The sequence below is a fragment of the Bacteroidota bacterium genome, assembly GCA_023957335.1.
GTDB lineage: Bacteria > Bacteroidota > Bacteroidia > NS11-12g > UBA955 > JALOAG01.
On record JAMLHC010000005.1, the window covers coordinates 51,402 to 68,801 of the forward strand.

At 36.9% G+C, this 17,400-nt stretch carries 16 protein-coding genes and 1 pseudogene; 9 read left to right on the top strand and 8 right to left on the bottom strand.

All coding sequences use genetic code 11. The features are described 5' to 3' along the window. Position 1: 1 nt before the first annotated feature. The 5 genes and pseudogenes from M9892_10000 to M9892_10020 all read right to left on the bottom strand — a co-directional run bounded on the left by M9892_10000 (position 2) and on the right by M9892_10020 (position 4,742). On the bottom strand, positions 2 to 1,192 hold the full coding sequence (locus tag M9892_10000; GenBank protein MCO5254682.1) for an aspartate aminotransferase family protein: 1,191 nt from the start codon (positions 1,190 to 1,192) through the stop codon (positions 2 to 4). Between the two features lie 54 nt (positions 1,193 to 1,246). Beyond that, positions 1,247 to 1,519, bottom strand: a complete 273-nt coding sequence (locus M9892_10005) for an HU family DNA-binding protein (GenBank protein ID MCO5254683.1) — start codon at positions 1,517 to 1,519, stop codon at positions 1,247 to 1,249. A 101-nt stretch (positions 1,520 to 1,620) separates the two neighbouring features. Beyond that, a complete protein-coding gene (locus M9892_10010) occupies positions 1,621 to 2,169 on the bottom strand; it encodes a shikimate kinase (GenBank protein ID MCO5254684.1) in 549 nt (182 codons plus the stop codon). Positions 2,170 to 2,174: 5 nt separating this feature from the next. Continuing rightward, a complete protein-coding gene (locus M9892_10015) occupies positions 2,175 to 3,212 on the bottom strand; it encodes an ABC transporter permease (GenBank protein MCO5254685.1) in 1,038 nt (345 codons plus the stop codon). 1,416 nt (positions 3,213 to 4,628) lie between these two features. Continuing rightward, positions 4,629 to 4,742, bottom strand: a pseudogene (locus tag M9892_10020) (DoxX family protein). Between the two features lie 89 nt (positions 4,743 to 4,831). Between M9892_10020 and folP the strand changes: the two are divergent. From folP to pdxA, 7 genes are all read left to right on the top strand, one after another. Continuing rightward, a complete protein-coding gene (gene folP / locus M9892_10025) occupies positions 4,832 to 5,704 on the top strand; it encodes a dihydropteroate synthase (GenBank protein ID MCO5254686.1) in 873 nt (290 codons plus the stop codon). A gap of 12 nt (positions 5,705 to 5,716) precedes the next feature. Beyond that, positions 5,717 to 6,403, top strand: coding sequence for an SCO family protein (locus M9892_10030; GenBank protein MCO5254687.1), 687 nt, complete (start codon positions 5,717 to 5,719; stop codon positions 6,401 to 6,403). Between the two features lies 1 nt (position 6,404). Then, the gene (locus tag M9892_10035; protein ID MCO5254688.1) at positions 6,405 to 6,959 is read left to right on the top strand and encodes a DUF420 domain-containing protein; all 555 of its coding nucleotides are present in this window, start codon (positions 6,405 to 6,407) and stop codon (positions 6,957 to 6,959) included. Between the two features lie 4 nt (positions 6,960 to 6,963). Continuing rightward, entirely contained in the window at positions 6,964 to 7,203 is a 240-nt protein-coding gene (locus tag M9892_10040) for a hypothetical protein (protein MCO5254689.1), read from the top strand. Positions 7,204 to 7,300: 97 nt separating this feature from the next. Next, positions 7,301 to 7,813 carry a hypothetical protein gene (locus M9892_10045; protein ID MCO5254690.1) on the top strand — a complete coding sequence of 171 codons (513 nt, stop codon included), beginning with the start codon at positions 7,301 to 7,303 and terminating at the stop codon, positions 7,811 to 7,813. Positions 7,814 to 7,909: 96 nt separating this feature from the next. Beyond that, on the top strand, positions 7,910 to 9,334 hold the full coding sequence (locus tag M9892_10050; GenBank protein MCO5254691.1) for a leucyl aminopeptidase: 1,425 nt from the start codon (positions 7,910 to 7,912) through the stop codon (positions 9,332 to 9,334). A 2-nt stretch (positions 9,335 to 9,336) separates the two neighbouring features. Next, a complete protein-coding gene (gene pdxA, locus M9892_10055; protein ID MCO5254692.1) occupies positions 9,337 to 10,422 on the top strand; it encodes a 4-hydroxythreonine-4-phosphate dehydrogenase PdxA in 1,086 nt (361 codons plus the stop codon). Positions 10,423 to 10,429: 7 nt separating this feature from the next. On the opposite strand, the gene M9892_10060 is transcribed toward pdxA, so the two are convergent. The 3 genes from M9892_10060 to holA all read right to left on the bottom strand — a co-directional run bounded on the left by M9892_10060 (position 10,430) and on the right by holA (position 15,404). Next, positions 10,430 to 12,220: a long-chain fatty acid--CoA ligase gene (locus M9892_10060; protein MCO5254693.1), complete on the bottom strand. Its 1,791-nt coding sequence runs from the start codon at positions 12,218 to 12,220 to the stop codon at positions 10,430 to 10,432. 116 nt (positions 12,221 to 12,336) lie between these two features. Beyond that, positions 12,337 to 14,289 carry a T9SS type A sorting domain-containing protein gene (locus M9892_10065; GenBank protein MCO5254694.1) on the bottom strand — a complete coding sequence of 651 codons (1,953 nt, stop codon included), beginning with the start codon at positions 14,287 to 14,289 and terminating at the stop codon, positions 12,337 to 12,339. 80 nt (positions 14,290 to 14,369) lie between these two features. Continuing rightward, the gene (holA, locus tag M9892_10070) at positions 14,370 to 15,404 is read right to left on the bottom strand and encodes a DNA polymerase III subunit delta (GenBank protein MCO5254695.1); all 1,035 of its coding nucleotides are present in this window, start codon (positions 15,402 to 15,404) and stop codon (positions 14,370 to 14,372) included. A 41-nt stretch (positions 15,405 to 15,445) separates the two neighbouring features. On the opposite strand from holA, the gene M9892_10075 reads away from it, so the two are divergent. Further along, the gene (locus M9892_10075) at positions 15,446 to 15,895 is read left to right on the top strand and encodes a type I restriction enzyme HsdR N-terminal domain-containing protein (protein ID MCO5254696.1); all 450 of its coding nucleotides are present in this window, start codon (positions 15,446 to 15,448) and stop codon (positions 15,893 to 15,895) included. A gap of 131 nt (positions 15,896 to 16,026) precedes the next feature. After that, positions 16,027 to 17,388 carry a dipeptidase gene (locus M9892_10080; protein ID MCO5254697.1) on the top strand — a complete coding sequence of 454 codons (1,362 nt, stop codon included), beginning with the start codon at positions 16,027 to 16,029 and terminating at the stop codon, positions 17,386 to 17,388. The last annotated feature ends 12 nt before the right edge of the window (positions 17,389 to 17,400 follow it).

Sequence of the window (17,400 nt, forward strand, 5' to 3'; positions counted from 1 at the left end):
TTTACAATATTGTGTTTGCAACTGAGTTCATTATATCGGTAGCTTTTATGGTTTCCTTTTCATCTAAAATGAGTGGGGGTGAGAGTCTTACTTTATTAGGTGCATACAAAAACCAATCTATCAAAACACCATTTTCTATACATTTCCCAACGAATTCAAAGCATTTCTCTTGATTAGGTAATTCAATACTCAACATAGCACCTTTGCCGGATATTTTCATCAATGCGTGATGAGTTAAGTGTTTTTTGAATAAAGATTCAATTTTGATGGCATTTTCCCAAAGCTTATTTTTGGTAATTTCATCAAGTCCGGCTAAAGCGGCAGCGCATGAAACAGGGTGCCCGCCAAATGTGGAGATGTGTCCCAGTATAGGGTTATTTGATAACACAGACATGATTTTCTTGTTTGCAATAAATGCTCCAAGAGGCATTCCTGCGCCAAATGCTTTTGCCAAAACAAGAATGTCAGGAATTATCTGATATGGCTCGAACGCAAACAAAGTTCCGCTTCTTCCCATTCCGCACTGAACTTCATCTAATATAAGTAAGGCTCCTGTTTCATCACATTTCTTTCTCAAAGCCTGCATCCATTCAATCTGAGCAGGTATATATCCCGCTTCGCCCATAATAGTTTCCACAAATACTCCGGCTGTTGTATTTGTAATATATTGTAAATCGTCAAAATTATTCTGACGTATCCTTCTTGTTTGAGGTAGGAGTGGTCTGTAAAAATCCGTGTAATAGCTGTCTGCACTTAGGCTGATGGAACCATGCGTGCTGCCGTGATAGGCATTTTTTAGCGCAATAAATTCGGGCCTTCCCGTTGCTCGTTTTGCCAATTTCATCGCACCTTCGATGGCTTCACTTCCTGAATTTGTATAATATATTGAGGTGTCCTCCTTAAATTGTAAATACTCGGAAAGCTTTTGTGCAAGCATCACTTGTGGAGATTGTACAATTTCGCCATATACCATCAAGTGTAGATATTTTTTGGATTGTTCTTCGATTGCTTTAAGAACAGATGGATTACCATGTCCTAATGAACTGACACTAATGCCGGAGATTAAATCAATATAGGTTTTGCCCTCTTTGTCATATAAATATACTCCTTTTGCCCTCTCAATTTCAAGTAGCAAAGGTGCCGGTGTGGTTTGAGCAAGTAAATTGAGAAACAGTGTTTTATGAGAAATCATAGCAAAAAAAAAGCCCCGCAATTGCGAGGCTCAAAGGAAAGTAAAAAGGTAGAATTATCCAACTTTTTTAGATAGATCAGAACCAGCTTTGAATTTAACAACTTTCTTAGCAGGAATTTTGATTTCTTGTCCTGTTCTTGGGTTGCGTCCTTTTCTTGCAGCTCTTTTTGTAACTGAGAATGTTCCAAATCCTACAAGGATAAGGTTGTCACCTTTTTTCAATGCTTTAGAAGTTGCATCGATGAATGAGTTGAGTGCTGCTGAAGCTTGTACTTTAGTGATAGCAGCGTCTTTTGCGATGTGGTCGATTAAATCTGACTTGTTCATAATAATTAATATTTATTTAAGTTAATAAAATTTACATGGTCAAAAGTAGGTTATGGAATTAGAAATGCAAGTGGTTTGTGTTTTTTTTTGCAGCGATTTATTCACTTAAAATCAACAAAAAATTGAAGGATTTTATTTATCTCGCTAATGTATTGATTATCAGTATTGTTAATGTTGGTATTGCCGTTTGTTTTGTTGATAATCAAGGCTGCTGTAGAGTATAATGGTTCTCTATTTTCCAATAAAAAATACATTTTATCTTTAATTTCTTTTTCTGACTTATTAGAAAAAAGTGGTCTATTGCGCGTATTTTCAAGGTTTCTTTGAATAATTGTTTCTAAATCTTCCTTAAGATAAATGGTAAAACCATGAGAGTTCATCCATTTCATATTATCGTGAAATGTAGCTGTTCCACCGCCTGTGCTGATGACGGTATCATCTTCGTCTTTGAGTTGGAATAAATAAAGCCTTTCTAATTCTCTAAAAGCATTTTCTCCGGCTTCTCTAAAAATAGTAGCGATTGTCTTACTTTCCTTTTTTTCAATATAATGGTCAAGATCTATAAAACGATATCCCAGTCTTTTGGCTAATTTAGCTCCTATAGTTGTTTTGCCGCTTGCGGGCATCCCGACAAGAAAAATCTTAGGCATGGATATTATCTGAGTTTGGGGTCTAAATATTTATAAGAAGCATTTACGAGCTCATTTACAACGATAAAAATAATTGCCACATAGAGTACACCGCCTGATACCACAGGGAGATCGCTTTGTTGAACAGCCTCTATTAATACTTTGCCAAGTCCTTTCCAATTAAATATATATTCCACAAAGAAAGCTCCCGCCATCATAGATGCGAACCAGCCTGAAGATGCTGTAATTACAGGATTCAAAGCGTTTTTCAAGGCATGCCTTACAATTATTATAAAAGGAGGCAACCCTTTAGCTTTGGCAGTTCGGATATAGTCACTATCTAAGGTGTTCAGTAATGAAGAGCGCATTAATTGTGTGATAACTGCCACCGGTCTGACAGCCAAAGCGATAACCGGTAAAATGAGGTTAGATAGTGTTAATACTTGCTGCCCGCTCTCCATATCAATAGAAAAAAGGCTGCCTGTCATGGATAAGCCGGTGTATTGTTGCCAAACGAAGCCAAAGAGCCATGAAATCAAAATAGAAGAGAAAAAGGAAGGTATAGAAATGAATATAGTGCTGACTGATAATAAAGAAGAATCTATGAGGGTTCCGTAATTTAGGGCAGAGATTATTCCTAAAAGAATTCCCAGAATAAATGCAAAAAACATTGCTACACCTGATAGAACAAGTGTCCCAACCAAAGCCTCGATTAGGATATTGACGACAGGTTTACGGTTTTGGTAGGAACGACCCAAATCGGGCAGTTTGAATGCAAGTGCTGATTTTGAAGAAAAACTTATATCATAGCTATTTTCCGGCAGATTTGTTTTTGAATACATTGCAACCGGGCTGAGTTGCTTCATATAATTAAGGTATCTGATATAAGCAGGCTTGTCTAAACCTAATTCTTCTTTGATTGCTTGTTTGGTTTGCAAATCAGTTCTTTGTCCAACAATTAACTCGTCTGCATCCGGAAAAACATAAAACAGAATAAAACATAAAGTGATAACTCCCCACAGGATACTTAATAAATAAAGTATTTTGACTGCAAGGTGTTTCACCGTGGTTTATTTTAACCTTTTTTTAATTCTCTTAAAAGGAGGTATGCGATGAGTGTCCCAGTTTTTGAGCACAAGCGGTCCTTTTAGTAGTATAACACCGGGATTGGAACGAATGATTGATTTGACAAACTTATTATCTGCAGAGCAGAATTTAAAATCGAGGTGGTGAGTAGAAGCAAATGCATCCAAGTCGTCTTGTGTATTGCTGGTAATAAACCAAACAGCATACCCGGTTTCTTTTACCCAATTATTGGCTAACTCTACTGCTTTTTCAAGACCTTTTTTATTCGCCAATGTAATGTCATAAGAGGCAATAATTAGTTGGTAATCTTTGCTTTTTAGAATCGAATCTGATACATCTCCTAAATCAGGATGTATGATGTCATGGAAGTTGTCAAGTTTTGGTTTATATGCCTTCTCGATGATTTTTTCTTTTCTGTCAACATATTCCCAATCTTCATTATCAACCGGTGCAGAATTAATGTCAAACTCTTTGGTTTGCCCATCCTTTTTATTTTTGTAGAAATACTGAATTTGCATGACATCATCCTTGGGTTTGCCTTCAGGAATTAAAGTACGCTTGTATAGATTATTGCCATTGTCAAAATTGAGAAAATTAATCGGGGGTAAATAATATAGAGCATATAGACTGTATGCAAAGGATAGGAGCGTAAGTGTTATGGATGCCTTATATGAAAATCGGGGTGAAAATGTAGGTTTAATCAACTTCTGTTTTGACAACAATAACAGAATAAGTACAAGTAACACGATGTCTTTGTAAAAGGATTGCCAGGGTGTGAGTTTAATGGCATCTCCAAAACAACCACAATCTGTAACTTTGTTAAATACAGCAGAGTATCCTGTCAAGAATGTGAAAAAGATAATCATCAACAATGTGATGAGGAATGCCGGCAGTGGTTTCCAGCCTATCAAGATTATAAAACCCAGAACAAGTTCAAAAACACAGATAATCATACCTATCCATAAGGCATAGGGTACAAGCCCTTCAAAAAATTTGGATGCAATAGGTTGTGGTTTTAAGTTTCCGGAATAGTCAAGTGTAATATCGTTTTCAATGTCTTTGTAGGCAGTAACATGTTCTGTGATATGATTGATTGGGTCTTTGCCCAATGCCCAATCTATCCAAACGGAATCTGTTTCTGGATGTAACGGTTTGTAAAGATAGTTTTCATCCAAAAGTACCTCATTGTCAATACTTATAATGATATTGGAAACCACAAATGTGTCGCTGCCGAGTTCGGTTAATTCTTGGTCGGTTTTACTTGTGAGCCAAAGATTGCTCTTGGTCTTGTTTTTATAAATCGGGAAACTTTTGATGACTTCATTCCCTCTTTGATCCTTAATTTGAATGTGAAGACTGTCTTGTTGTACGTCTAAGTCATCGGCAAAAACTTCAAAATACTCCTCCATTTTATAGGAGAAGCCGATGGGGTCATTAAACTTAACAAAACCGGAAAATATGAAGAGTAGCCCTACAAGCACCCTTACCAATATTGTAATAATCTTCATCTCTATTGAATGTTTTTCAAAAGTAGGCAAATATAGTATTATGACCTGATTAAGTATGCAATAATCTTATTTGCTTTGTACCCCCAAAAATGAACATAGATAAAAGTTTTTCTTTGAATCTTAATTTGAAGGGTGAACTCAAAATGTTTTCCAAGCCTTTAATTATGGGTATTTTGAACATTACCGAAGATTCATTTTACAAAGAAAGTTGTGTGTTTGGACCGCAACAAATGTTGGAGACAGCCGGAAAAATGTTGGATGAAGGTGCAGATATATTGGATTTCGGAGCGCAGAGTACGCGTCCCAACTCAATGCCCATTTCACAAGAAGAAGAACTTGAAAGAGTGCTGCCAATGATTGAACTTGTCGTAAAATCTTTTCCTCACACTATCATAAGCATAGATACATATTATTCAAAGGTGGCAGAGGAGTGTATCAAAGCAGGTGTTCATATTGTGAATGACATTAGTGCCGGAAATATGGACAAACATATTTTAGATATTGCAGCAAAGTATCAAACGCCTTACATAGCCATGCACATGCAAGGGACGCCTCAAACTATGCAAAGCAACCCTCAATATAATGATATTTGCAAAGAGGTTACTCAGTACCTGCAAACAAAATCGGAGCAAGCAATAAATAAAGGTATTAAAGACGTGATTGTGGATTTTGGGTTTGGGTTTGGGAAGACAATAGAACATAACTACGAACTATTGCGCAATGTAGGGGCAATGAAACAAGTTTTGCAAAAACCGGTATTAATTGGTGTTTCGCGTAAATCAATGCTTTGGAAAATGTTAAAATCTAGTCCGCAAGAAGTATTACCGGCAACCAGTGCATTACATTTGTTTGCATTGCAACAAGGTGCTGATATTTTGAGAGTGCACGATGTACGGGAGGCTATTCAGGTTAGAATTTTATGGACTGAATACCTTAATACCTTAAATTTGTCGCGTTATTAAAAGAATAAACCAATGTCTGATTCACATAAAAAAAATACTCCCAAAATAGTCACTATCGTACTCCTTGTCATCTTGATAATAGCCCCCGTTATATGGATTGTTGTTTTTAAAACCGGCAAACATTTTACACAAAAACTACCCATCTTATTTGAAACCACTGTTGATGCTAATGGAGATACCATTTATCATACGATTGAAGATTTTGAGTTTACTAATCAGTTGGGGCAAAAAATCAACAATGAAAGCATCAAAGGCAAGATTGTTTTAGTGAATTTCTTTTTTGCTACTTGCGCAGAGGTTTGTCCTGAAATGAACCGTAATTTACAGCAAGTTTATCAAGAATTTTTAAAAGACGATGATGTTGTTTTTTTATCACACTCTGTTGACCCCGAACACGATTCTGTGCCGGTATTGTTGGAATACAGCAAACGTTTTGGAGCAGAAGCACCCAAATGGAATTTTTTAACAGGTCCCAAAAACAGAATCTATGATATTGCAGAAAACACTTATAAACTCCTTGCCAGTGAAGACAGAGAAAACAATAGTTTTTTTCATAGTGAAAGCATTGTTTTAGTAGATAAAGTGGGTAGGATCAGAGGCATTTTTCCCGGCAGAAGAGGGATGGCAAAGGATGGAATACCTGCCATTATAGACGCAGTCAGAGCGTTGGAATACGAATATAATCAAGCTAAGAAATAAGATGAACGAAGCTTCTTTCAAAAAGACTATTGTTGTGCTTTCTGTGGTATTGCCACTATTTGTTTTGATGTTGTTTAGAATCAAAATAGAAGGCTATAATACTAATTTCTTGCCCCCGATTTATGCTACAACCAATGCTATTACTGCTCTGTTGTTAATTTTTGCTTTTGTTGCTATCAAGAAGAAAAATATTGCCTTGCATGAAAAACTTATTAAAATCTGTCTCGGATTATCGGTAATGTTTATTGTCCTTTATGCGATTCGACACATGACAGCTGCTGAGTCTCGCTTTGGAGATTTAAATGGTGATGGAATTTTGTCAGCCGAAGAGATGGCGCACGTTGGGAGGAGTCGCTATGTGTATTATTTCTTACTGATTTCGCATATTGTGCTTTCGGTTGTAGTGATACCCTTAGTTTTAGTCGCTTTTATGCGCGGAATGCTCAAACAGGTCGATAAACACAAGAAAATAGTTCGTTTTGCATTTCCGGTTTGGCTCTATGTGGCTATTTCAGGGGCATTGGTATATCTCATGATTTCACCTTATTACATTTAACACAATGAAAAAATATATTCTCTTACTTAATTTATTACTAATCGGAATGTTACAGGGATTTTCGCAATGTCCTATGTGTCGAAGTGCTGTTGTTTCTTCGTTGGAAGCACACGATTCTAAAGTGGTTGGATTGGGCTTAAATTCAGGTATTTTGATTATGCTCGGAATGGTTTATACAATTATCATGCTTGGAGTTGGATTGTGGTATTATTATCATAAAAAGGCGCACAAAGGGACAGTATAAGTCATCCCTCATGTTTGAGTCGTTCTTAGTTAAAAAAGAATTTTTATTAATCGATAAATTTGCCATATTTGCATAGTCAAACAAACAATATATAGTTATGAAAATGAAAATTACATCCATCTTAACATTTGTCTTTGCTTTCTCTCTCGCTTTTGTATCATGTAAGAAGGAAACAAGTGATGATAAGAAAGAATCCAATCCTTGTGGAGATAAGTCTATTTGTTTCAAAGTAGATGACATTAGTTTTTCTTTTGATGCCAAATGGCTTTCGCAAGCACAAGATAAATATAAGGTATATTACAATCAATCTTTAGGAGGAACAAGTAGCGAAAGAATTGACATTATCATCAAATGTTTGGGAGGGTTGAAAACAGGAGATTATAGTTTTGTGAGTATTGATAAACCACTCAGTGACGACAGGACAGCAACCTTTGAATATTACAAAAATGTAGCCGGTGAGTTAACCCAATTCAAATGTGAATCAGGAAAGTTGACCATTTCAAAATATGAAGACAAAATGATTACGGGTACCTTTAGTTGTGCAGCCAAAGACAAGGACGGGCAAGCTGTTATACTGAAATCGGGAAATATCTATCAGATTAAAAACTAATAATCCTTTATAATCTTAAAAAAAGCTGCTGGAACCAGAGGTTTTAGCAGCTTTTTTATTTTAATCGGATTAACTTTGCGCACTCAATAATTAATTATGATAGAAATAAAATCCGCATCAGAAAAAACAAAAGCAGATGCCTATATTGTGTTGTTTGACAAGGTTGAAGCAATACCTGCAACCTTGGTAGTACCAGGTGCTAAGAAGAAAATAAAACAAGTTGAATTAAAAAAACCACTTACACTGTTTGATGGTAATATACTCCATCTGTACCAACTTGTAACAGACAGTAAAGATTGGAAAAACCGTGAACAAATCAGAAAGAATGCTGCTTCTGCATTTTCACATATTAAATCTCTCCATCTTTCTGAGTTAGTAATTTTCGATTATTGCTCAAGTGGGGCTGCTGCAAAGGCATATTGCGAAGGAATGGTACTGGGGTCTTATAGTTTTTGCAAATATAAAACAGACAAAAAAACAACTTCGGAAAAATCTGTTTCCATTTCTCTTTCTTCTAAAAATATAAAGACTGCAGAACTGAAGGAGTTAAATATCTTATTGGCTGCTGTTGGTAAAGCAAGGGATTTGGTCAATGAACCAAATTCATATTTAACAGCCCCGAAGCTATCAGAAGAGTTTACAAAAATGGGTAAAGATGCAGGTTTTCAAGTTGAAGTTTGGAATGAAGCCAAAATTAAAGCCCAGAAAATGGGTGGAATTTTGGGAGTGAACAGTGGTAGTACAATGCCTCCCACTTTTAATATTATGGAATATAAACCTAAGGGTGCCAAAAATAAAAAGCCTTATGTATTAGTTGGTAAAGGTGTTGTTTATGATACCGGTGGAATGAGCCTTAAACCAACTGCAAATAGTATGGATTACATGAAATGTGATATGGCAGGTGCGGCTGCTGTTGCAGGTGTATTATATGCTGTTGCCAAAGCCAAGTTGCCGCTTCATATGATTGGTCTTGTTCCGGCAACGGACAACAGACCCGGAGAGGAAGCTATTGTGCCTGGTGATATTATTACTATGTATAGCGGACATACTGTTGAAGTAAAAAACACAGATGCAGAGGGTCGCTTAATATTAGCAGATGCCTTGCAATATGCAAAGAAATTAAACCCCGAGCTTGTGATTGACCTTGCTACACTTACGGGTGCCGCAGTTCGTGCGATCGGGAGCTATGCTTCTGCCATTATGGGGACAGCTTCTGAAAAAGTGTTTGACGAAATAGAAGCAACGGGATATAATACTTTTGATAGGCTCATTCGCTTCCCGCTTTGGGATGAATATGGCGATGAATTAAAGTCTGAGATTGCCGATTTTTCAAATCTTGGAAAAGGAGAGGGTGGACAGATGTCTGCCGGCAAATTCCTTGAAAAATTTACCGATTACCCTTGGTTACATTTAGATATTGCAGGTACAGCTTTTATGCACAGTACATCTGACTATCGACCAGCCGGAGGAACGGGTGTAGGTGTAAGATTAATTTTTGAATATTTAAAAACGAAGATCTGATAATGACAACAAAACCAATTATAGGTATTACAATGGGAGACCCGAGCGGAATCGGGATGGAAGTAATTCTTAAAACACTGAGCCACGACTTTGTGTATGACTATTTCACTCCTGTTTTATATGGTTCTCAAAAGGTGTTTACAGACATCAAGAACTCATTAGGTTTGGAAACACCGGTTTACAACTTGATTCGACATATAGGGGAGGCGCAAGAAGGGAAGTGTAATCTGATTGCTTCATCAAGCGAGCCATTTGAGTATAGTTTAGGGCAGCCTTCAAAGGTGTCAGGCAAGCAGGCACTACTTGCGATAGACAGAATGTTAAAAGATGTGTCTGAAGGAAAGTTGCAAGTGGTTGTTACCGCTCCGGTGGATAAAAACACTATTAATGAAAATATTTCTTTTAGCGGTCACACAGGTTATCTTTCAAAGGCTTTGGGCGTACAAAATCATTTGATGATTTTATTTAATGATGACATTAAAGTAGGACTGGTAACAGAGCATATTCCTATTTCTGATATAGCCAAATCAATCACCAAAGATTTAATTATTTCTAAAACACAAACTTTTATTGATGCTTTGCGCAATGATTTTGGAATAATTAAACCCAAAATTGCCGTAATGGGGCTCAATCCACATGCCGGAGATGGAGGGGCTATTGGCAAAGAAGAAGCAAACATTATTATGCCCGCCATAGAATCATTCTCAGCCAATGATAAGGCGTTTGTTTTTGGACCCTATTCAGCTGATGGTCTATGGGGTTCAAAGAATCTAATGCGATTTGATGGTGTATTGGCTATGTATCACGACCAAGGTTTGGCTCCTTTCAAAGCGCTTGCATTCAATGAAGGTGTGAATTTTACTGCCAGTCTTCCTATTATCAGAACCAGTCCCGATCATGGAACAGCATATAATATAGCCGGAAAATTTGAAGCATCTCCAAGCTCTTTCAGCTCAGCGCTTTTTTCTGCCCTCAAACTGTATGCTACACGCAAAGAGATTGCAGAATTAAAAGCTAATTTCTTGCCTTTCTCAGAATTGAAGCGCGAACGTTTTAGGTTAGAGACAAGGGATTTGGAGAATATGTAAAAGCGGTTTATGGTTTGTTAAACATTGCGTTGATTTCGTCTGCAAAATGTTCGCAGATTATTTTTCGTTTCATACTTAGTTTAGGTGTAAGCTCTCCATTTTCAAGTGAGAATTCTCTTGTTAGTAGTTTGAATTTTTTGATTTTCTCAATATCTGTCAAGACAGTGTTAACTTCATCGATGATTGATTTGTATTTTTTCATAACCTCAGCATTGTTTAGAGCTGATTCTATATCTGTATATGAAATTTTGTTATCATGCATCCAAATTTTCATATTATCGAAATTTGGAACAATCAGGGCACCAACAAATTTTTCGTTTACTCCGCAAACCATTGCCTGTTCAATTAAAAAACTTTCTTTCAGTAAATTTTCAATAGGTTGTGGAGCGATATATTTACCTCCACTATTTTTGAAAAGCTCTTTTTTGCGGTCAATAATCTTATAAAATTTACCATTCACAAGTGTCCCAATATCTCCGGTATGAAGCCATCCATCTATAATCATCTCATTGGTTTCTTGTGGATTCTTATAATACCCGACCATATTGTTTTCTCCTTTGCAGAGAATTTCACCATCATCAGCAAGTTTCACTTCTACTTGGTTGATAACTGTTCCGATTGTGCCAATCATGCGGTTTTCTTTTCCATATCTGTTAACAGTAATCACAGGTGATGTTTCTGTCAAACCATAACCTTCCATAATGGTTATTCCTGCAGCTGAAAAAAGAGTAGCCAATTTGGGAGGACAAGCGGCTCCGCCAACTACAATAGCTTTGACATTGCCTCCTAAGGCTGCGCGCCATTTGTTAAAGATGAGTTTGTTTGAAATTGCTAATTGAATGTTGTAGAATGAATTGTTGCCTTCTATCTTGTATTTATTACCAATACGCACTGCCCAAAAGAATAGTAACTTTTTAATACCCTTAAGTTCACTTCCTTTCTTCATTATCTTCTCATACACTTTTTCTAACAAACGTGGTACGGTAACGAATAATGCCGGTCTTACTTCTTTTAAGTTATCGGCAATGGTTTCCATACCCTCTGCATAATAAATAGAATAGCCATTATAGATATAGATATATGTAACGGTTTTTTCAAATATATGATTGAGAGGCAAAAAACTTAAACTTTTTTTATTTTCCTCCGGTACTCCAATTTCTTCGATTACATCTTTTACATTTTTGACATTGCTCACAATGTTTTTGTGACTTAACATAACACCTTTGGGCTTGCCGGTAGTTCCTGAAGTGTAAATAATGGTTGCAATATCATCTTCTTGAATTGCCTGCTTTCGTTTCTCAATTTCAACTATTTCACTTTCGTTGGGTTGAGATAGTATTTGTCGCCAAGGATTGGTTCCTTCTCCTTCATCAAACGTATAAATGTCTTTTAGTGAAGGTATTTGTGATTTTACTTCTGATAACTTCTTGTAAATGAGTTTAGAATTGACAAAAGCATATTTTACTTCTGCTTCATTAAACACGTAGATAATGTCATCTATATTGGTATTGGGATATAAGGGCACCAAAACTGCTCCGGATTGTTGTGTGGCAAAGTCGGTAATGAGCCATTCCGGGCGGCTATTGCTGATAAGTCCGATTTTGTCTTGATTTTCGACTCCGTTCTTGTGTTGAATTCCTAATTTGATTAATCCATTGGTAAGCGCATTAGCGTCATCTATTATTTGTTTAGAACTGAGTTTCTTATAAGCTCCATTTAGTTTGGAGGCTAACAATACAGGCTTTTGTTTCACTCGTTCAAAATAAAGACAGTCAAAAAGTCGTAGAAATTTTTCCATATTGTGAGTATACTGTGTGGTCAAAAATAGCTATCATTTGATAAAATCAACCAAAAAAGTTAGAACAAAAAAAAAGCTGCCCTAAATGGACAGCTTTTTTGAGGGGAGAGCAGAACTTACTCAACTATCATTTTACGAGTAATAGTATTGTTGCCGGCAGTTAAGGTATAAAAATACACGCCACTGCTCAAATTGGTTCCGTCAAGGGTTATAACATGGTTTCCTTGATTTAAATTGGTAATTTTATTGCTGATAACAATCTTCCCGGTAAGGTCTTTTACTTCAACATTCAAAACGGGGGTGTACCCATTGAGATAAATGGTGATATCGGTTTGACCGCTAAAAGGGTTGGGAACGTTTTGAGACACTACAAATACTTGAGAATTATTCTTGATTTCTTGAACATTCAAACTCCACAAATTACCAACGATAGAATCTAAGACATCTTGTTTTGGGATTGCCGCATACATGATATCATTTCCATTTTCAGAAATAGGGTGGTTATTTGCAGATGCAGAATTGTTAGCTAGATTGGTTCCGGGTATATCATCTTGTTGAAAAATCAGATGTACATATTCGTTCACGCGTCTTGCTATAGAAGGGAAGTCATTCTCCTTGTTGAGTATTTTGGTTAAACACTGAGGTCCGTGCCATGTTGCACCGCCATCTTTAGAATACATGATATATATAGCTCTATAATTCAAGGAATTATCATCTAATGCACCCTCAACTGGCATGGAGAAAGCAACGTATAAATTTCCGTCTGCATCAATACCTGCACTGGGTTGTCTAAGTACACTTGTGTTTCCAAGTCTTGCAACAGAGTATATATCTGAAGGGATATTACCGTTTTCAAGATTCCAATAAGTGCCTTTTTCAATGGAATAACCGCCATCTTGATCTCTATCAAACATAGCACCGTAAGCTATGATACCGGGTTCGGTTGTTCCTTCATTCCAATACATCAAGCCCGCAGTTCCCGGAAAGAATGAATAACTGTCGTCTGTGGAGTCTGTTTTTAATACTCTGCCTAAGCCATACCATACATGACATTTGCCGTTAGCGTCAATTAACACATCCATGGTACCATCGCTACAAAAAGGTGTATCTAAAGCTAAGGTGCCTTGTTTCAATGGAGCATTTGCTAGTGAATCTACAAAGTAGTGTGTAAAAGTTGTACCGTTGTCGTATGACTTCCAAAGAGACACATCAGTTCCTAATCTACCGGTTACTATTGCCACAATACTGTCTCTCACATCAATAGCGTAATTGTCTCCACCACCATAAGCCCATCTGGTAGAGTCATAACCAGGAAGTAATGTATGCTCAAAGTCCCAAGTCTGACCACCATCTGAAGAACGTGAATATGTCATGGGGGCTTTGATTCCATTTACTTTTGGTGCGGGTGGGTCAGAAGGAGCTGATGAATCAGCGTAGTTAGAGATAACGTGAATATAATTTAGTCCATCTGTACCGATTCTTGCCCACAAGGGTCTAAGTTTAGTTTGTGTTAAAATTGCTTGTTGTGTAAAAGCAGTATTGCCAATAGCACTATTAGTTGACATAATAAAACCGCCATCTTCTGCACTGTGTGCTATGATAACTTCTTTATTTCCTCCTATCAATGCAATACTGGGCCAGCCGGTTCTTTTAGTCTCGATTCGAGGAGTAGCACCATCTGCTACTGTCATCCAATTGGTCTTGTCGTTATGATTATATCCTGTGCCTCTGTTAGCAAAAGCATTGTCGGTGGCGGTAGTCCATACTGCACTAATTGTTCCGTCAGGATACAAAATAACTCTTTTGCCCATGGACGCATTTGACTGTTGGTCATACTTTGTATTGCCAATCTTGACAAATGAATAGTTAACATCGCGTCTTTCAACGGTAGTTGATTTTTTTGCGGGAGCAATGACAGGATTAGGATTGGTCTGTTGCACCACAGGTGCTTTGTCTTTTGTTGTTACCGGTTGATTTGAAATCGAAACCTGATTTGAGTTAATCTTGCTTTGGGCTGCTAAACTCCCTGTTGCAAGAAGAGGAATCATTAATAAGTAAATCTTTTTCATGTCTGAATGATATTGTATTTGTGGGTGTAAAAGTAGTTAAAATTGTTAACAAGGTAAAAAAAATGAAACGAAAATGCGAATTAATGGACTTCAATATTAAAAATACGGATAATCATTTCTCGCATAAGCTCACCTTCAGATGTATTATTGCCGCCCACTCCCTTTGATTTCAAATCGTAATATTTGAGAAGCGATAGGATGCTTTCAATTTTGTTTACGCTGTAATTTGCCCCGGCTATTTTATATTCTGTTAAGAAGAATTGGTTAATCCCCAATTTAGTAGCTAATTCTTGGGGTGGGAGGCTTTTAAATTCGTGAAAAAGAAGAATCTTGTTGAAATATGCAAATAGATTGCTGATTGTTAGCAGGAGAGGATTCTTGGCAGCGTCATTGGCAAAATAGTTAATGATTTGAATGGATTTGTTATAATTGTGTTCACCAATCGCTTTCTGTAATTCAAAAACATTGAAATCCTTACTTATTCCAATATTATCTTCAATATGTTTGGTATTGATAAGCTGAACTTCCGGTGGAAGTTGTATCAACATCTTGTCTATTTCGTTTTCTATTTTATTTAAATCGTTACCTAAATATTCTGCTATGAGTAAGGCTGCTTGTGAATGGATAGTTTTTCCGGTGTTTTTGATATGGTTTTCTATCCACATTGGAACTTGATTGTCATACAATCGGTCAAAGTTTGCAAAGGTGTATTTCTGAAATAGCTTGCCGACTTTTGTTCGTTGGTCAATTTTTTTAGATTTATAATTAATAACTAAAATGGTGCTTTTAAGCGGGTTTTCAAGATATGTATGAAAATCTTCTATCTGATCTTTGTGCAGGTTCTGTGCTTCTTTTACAATGATTACTTGATAATCGGCTCCCATCGGATATCGCTTGGCTGCCATAACAATATCTTTTACTTTGACATCTTTACCATAAAGCACAGATTGGTTAAATCCTTTCTCTTCAGGTTTTAATACCGTTTCTTCTATGAGATTAGACAGCTTGTCAATATAGTATGTTTCTTCCCCTTGCAGGAAATAAACAGGCGAAAATTCTCTGCTCTTCACTAAATTCGCAATCCTTTTATAATCGTCTATTGGATTTTTTGCCATAAGTACTGTTTATGCTTCTTTGTTTTTAATTTGCAGGTGCAATGCAAGCGATTAATCTGCCTGAATTTACACCTCTGCTCAAAAACTCTGGGCAAAGGAAGTACATTTTTGACTCTTTTCGAAAAAAGTTTGTAACGCTTACCCCGGAAGAGTGGGTGCGCCAGCATTGGTTGCATTTTTTGGTAAATTTTAAAGCAGTTCCCAAAGGGGGAGTGGGTGTAGAAGTTGCTCTAAAGTACAATGAAATGAGCAAGCGTGCCGATATTGTTGTCTTTAATAAAAGTCAAAAACCGGCATTGATTGTCGAATGTAAGGCTACGCACATAGAATTGTCTGAACAAACTTGTATGCAGATTGCGCATTATAATGCGGTTTTTAAAGCCCGATTTCTCATAGTGTCTAACGGAATTCAGCATTTCTTGTTCGAAGTTGATTTTGATGCAAATGACTATAAGAGGCTCACTGAGTTGCCTGACTATGGAGCTTGGTAAGAAGGAGTAATTTGTTTTTAAAGGGTATTAAATATAAATGTAACTTGTTCCCTCCACTCTTTGGTTATATCATCTAAATAAATCAATTTTGACCCCACTTTTAAACGAACACCTAATCAAATTAATTAAAGATGAATTGGAATGAATATATTGATTCAAACAAGCAACGTTTTATGGACGAATTGTTTGACTGGCTTAGAATCCCCTCAGTTAGTGCGGATAGCAAATTTAAAAATGATGTAAAAAGAGCCGCAGATTATCTGGCTGACAAATTCAAAGCAGCAGGGGCGGATAATATTACTATTGAACAGACCGCAGGTAATCCCATAGTGTATGCAGAAAAAATTATAAATCCTTCATTACCTACAATCTTGGTATATGGACACTATGACGTACAGCCTTCTGATCCTGACAATCTTTGGACTACACCGGCATTTGAACCGGCAATCAGAGATGGTAAAATCTATGCAAGAGGTTCTTGTGATGATAAAGGACAGGTTTATATGCATGTTAAAGCTTTTGAGACCATGATGCAGACAAATACACTCCCCTGCAATGTTAAATTTATGATTGAGGGAGAAGAAGAAGTAGGGTCAGCCAATTTGGGTATCTATTGCAAAGCTCACAAGGATAAACTGAAAGCCGATGTTGTGTTAATATCAGACACAGCCATGATTTCACTCGATACCCCGAGCCTGGATACAGGACTTAGAGGCTTGAGTTATGTGCAAGTTGAAGTAACAGGTCCTGATCATGACTTGCATTCAGGAGTGTATGGTGGCGCAGTTGCTAACCCCATCAATGTGTTGTGTACAATGATTGCTTCTATGCACGATGAAAATAGGCACATCACAATCCCCGGATTTTATGACAAAGTACTTGAATTGACAAATGAAGAAAGAATTGCATTAAACAAAGCACCTTTCAACCTTGAAGATTATAAAAAAGAACTTGGAATAGATGAAGTATTGGGTGAAACCTCTTTTACTACATTAGAAAGAACCGGAATTCGTCCAACCCTTGATGTAAATGGAATCTGGGGTGGATATACAGGAGAAGGAAGCAAGACAGTATTACCTTCCAAAGCCTATGCAAAAATATCCATGAGACTTGTTCCAAATCAACGTTCAGGAGAAATTACCGAATTGTTTACCAAGCACTTTTTAAGCATTGCACCTAAATCTGTAAAAGTAAAAGTTGAGGCTCATCACGGTGGCGAACCCGTTGTTACACCAACCGATTCTCATGCATACAAATCTGCTGCAAAAGCTATCAAAGAAACTTTTGGAAAAGACCCCATTCCAACCAGAGGCGGAGGAAGTATTCCCATTGTAGCCTTGTTTGAAGATGTATTAGGTTTGAAATCAATTTTGATGGGATTTGGCTTAGATTCAGATGATATTCACTCCCCTGATGAACATTATGGTGTTGAGAATTTCTACAAAGGAATTCAAACTATTCCTTATTTCTTCAAATACTTCTCAGAAAAGTAAATAAATCATACA

Excerpts from the sequence above, each read along its gene's own strand:
- M9892_10000 (MCO5254682.1), bottom strand. The coding sequence starts at position 1,192 with ATGATTTCTCATAAAACACTGTTTCTCAATTTACTTGCTCAAACCACA.
- M9892_10005 (MCO5254683.1), bottom strand. The coding sequence starts at position 1,519 with ATGAACAAGTCAGATTTAATCGACCACATCGCAAAAGACGCTGCTATC.
- M9892_10010 (MCO5254684.1), bottom strand. The coding sequence starts at position 2,169 with ATGCCTAAGATTTTTCTTGTCGGGATGCCCGCAAGCGGCAAAACAACT.
- folP (MCO5254686.1), top strand. The coding sequence starts at position 4,832 with ATGAACATAGATAAAAGTTTTTCTTTGAATCTTAATTTGAAGGGTGAA.
- M9892_10030 (MCO5254687.1), top strand. The coding sequence starts at position 5,717 with ATGTCTGATTCACATAAAAAAAATACTCCCAAAATAGTCACTATCGTA.
- M9892_10035 (MCO5254688.1), top strand. The coding sequence starts at position 6,405 with ATGAACGAAGCTTCTTTCAAAAAGACTATTGTTGTGCTTTCTGTGGTA.
- M9892_10040 (MCO5254689.1), top strand. The coding sequence starts at position 6,964 with ATGAAAAAATATATTCTCTTACTTAATTTATTACTAATCGGAATGTTA.
- M9892_10045 (MCO5254690.1), top strand. The coding sequence starts at position 7,301 with ATGAAAATGAAAATTACATCCATCTTAACATTTGTCTTTGCTTTCTCT.
- M9892_10050 (MCO5254691.1), top strand. The coding sequence starts at position 7,910 with ATGATAGAAATAAAATCCGCATCAGAAAAAACAAAAGCAGATGCCTAT.
- pdxA (MCO5254692.1), top strand. The coding sequence starts at position 9,337 with ATGACAACAAAACCAATTATAGGTATTACAATGGGAGACCCGAGCGGA.
- M9892_10060 (MCO5254693.1), bottom strand. The coding sequence starts at position 12,220 with ATGGAAAAATTTCTACGACTTTTTGACTGTCTTTATTTTGAACGAGTG.
- M9892_10065 (MCO5254694.1), bottom strand. The coding sequence starts at position 14,289 with ATGAAAAAGATTTACTTATTAATGATTCCTCTTCTTGCAACAGGGAGT.
- holA (MCO5254695.1), bottom strand. The coding sequence starts at position 15,404 with ATGGCAAAAAATCCAATAGACGATTATAAAAGGATTGCGAATTTAGTG.
- M9892_10075 (MCO5254696.1), top strand. The coding sequence starts at position 15,446 with ATGCAAGCGATTAATCTGCCTGAATTTACACCTCTGCTCAAAAACTCT.
- M9892_10080 (MCO5254697.1), top strand. The coding sequence starts at position 16,027 with ATGAATTGGAATGAATATATTGATTCAAACAAGCAACGTTTTATGGAC.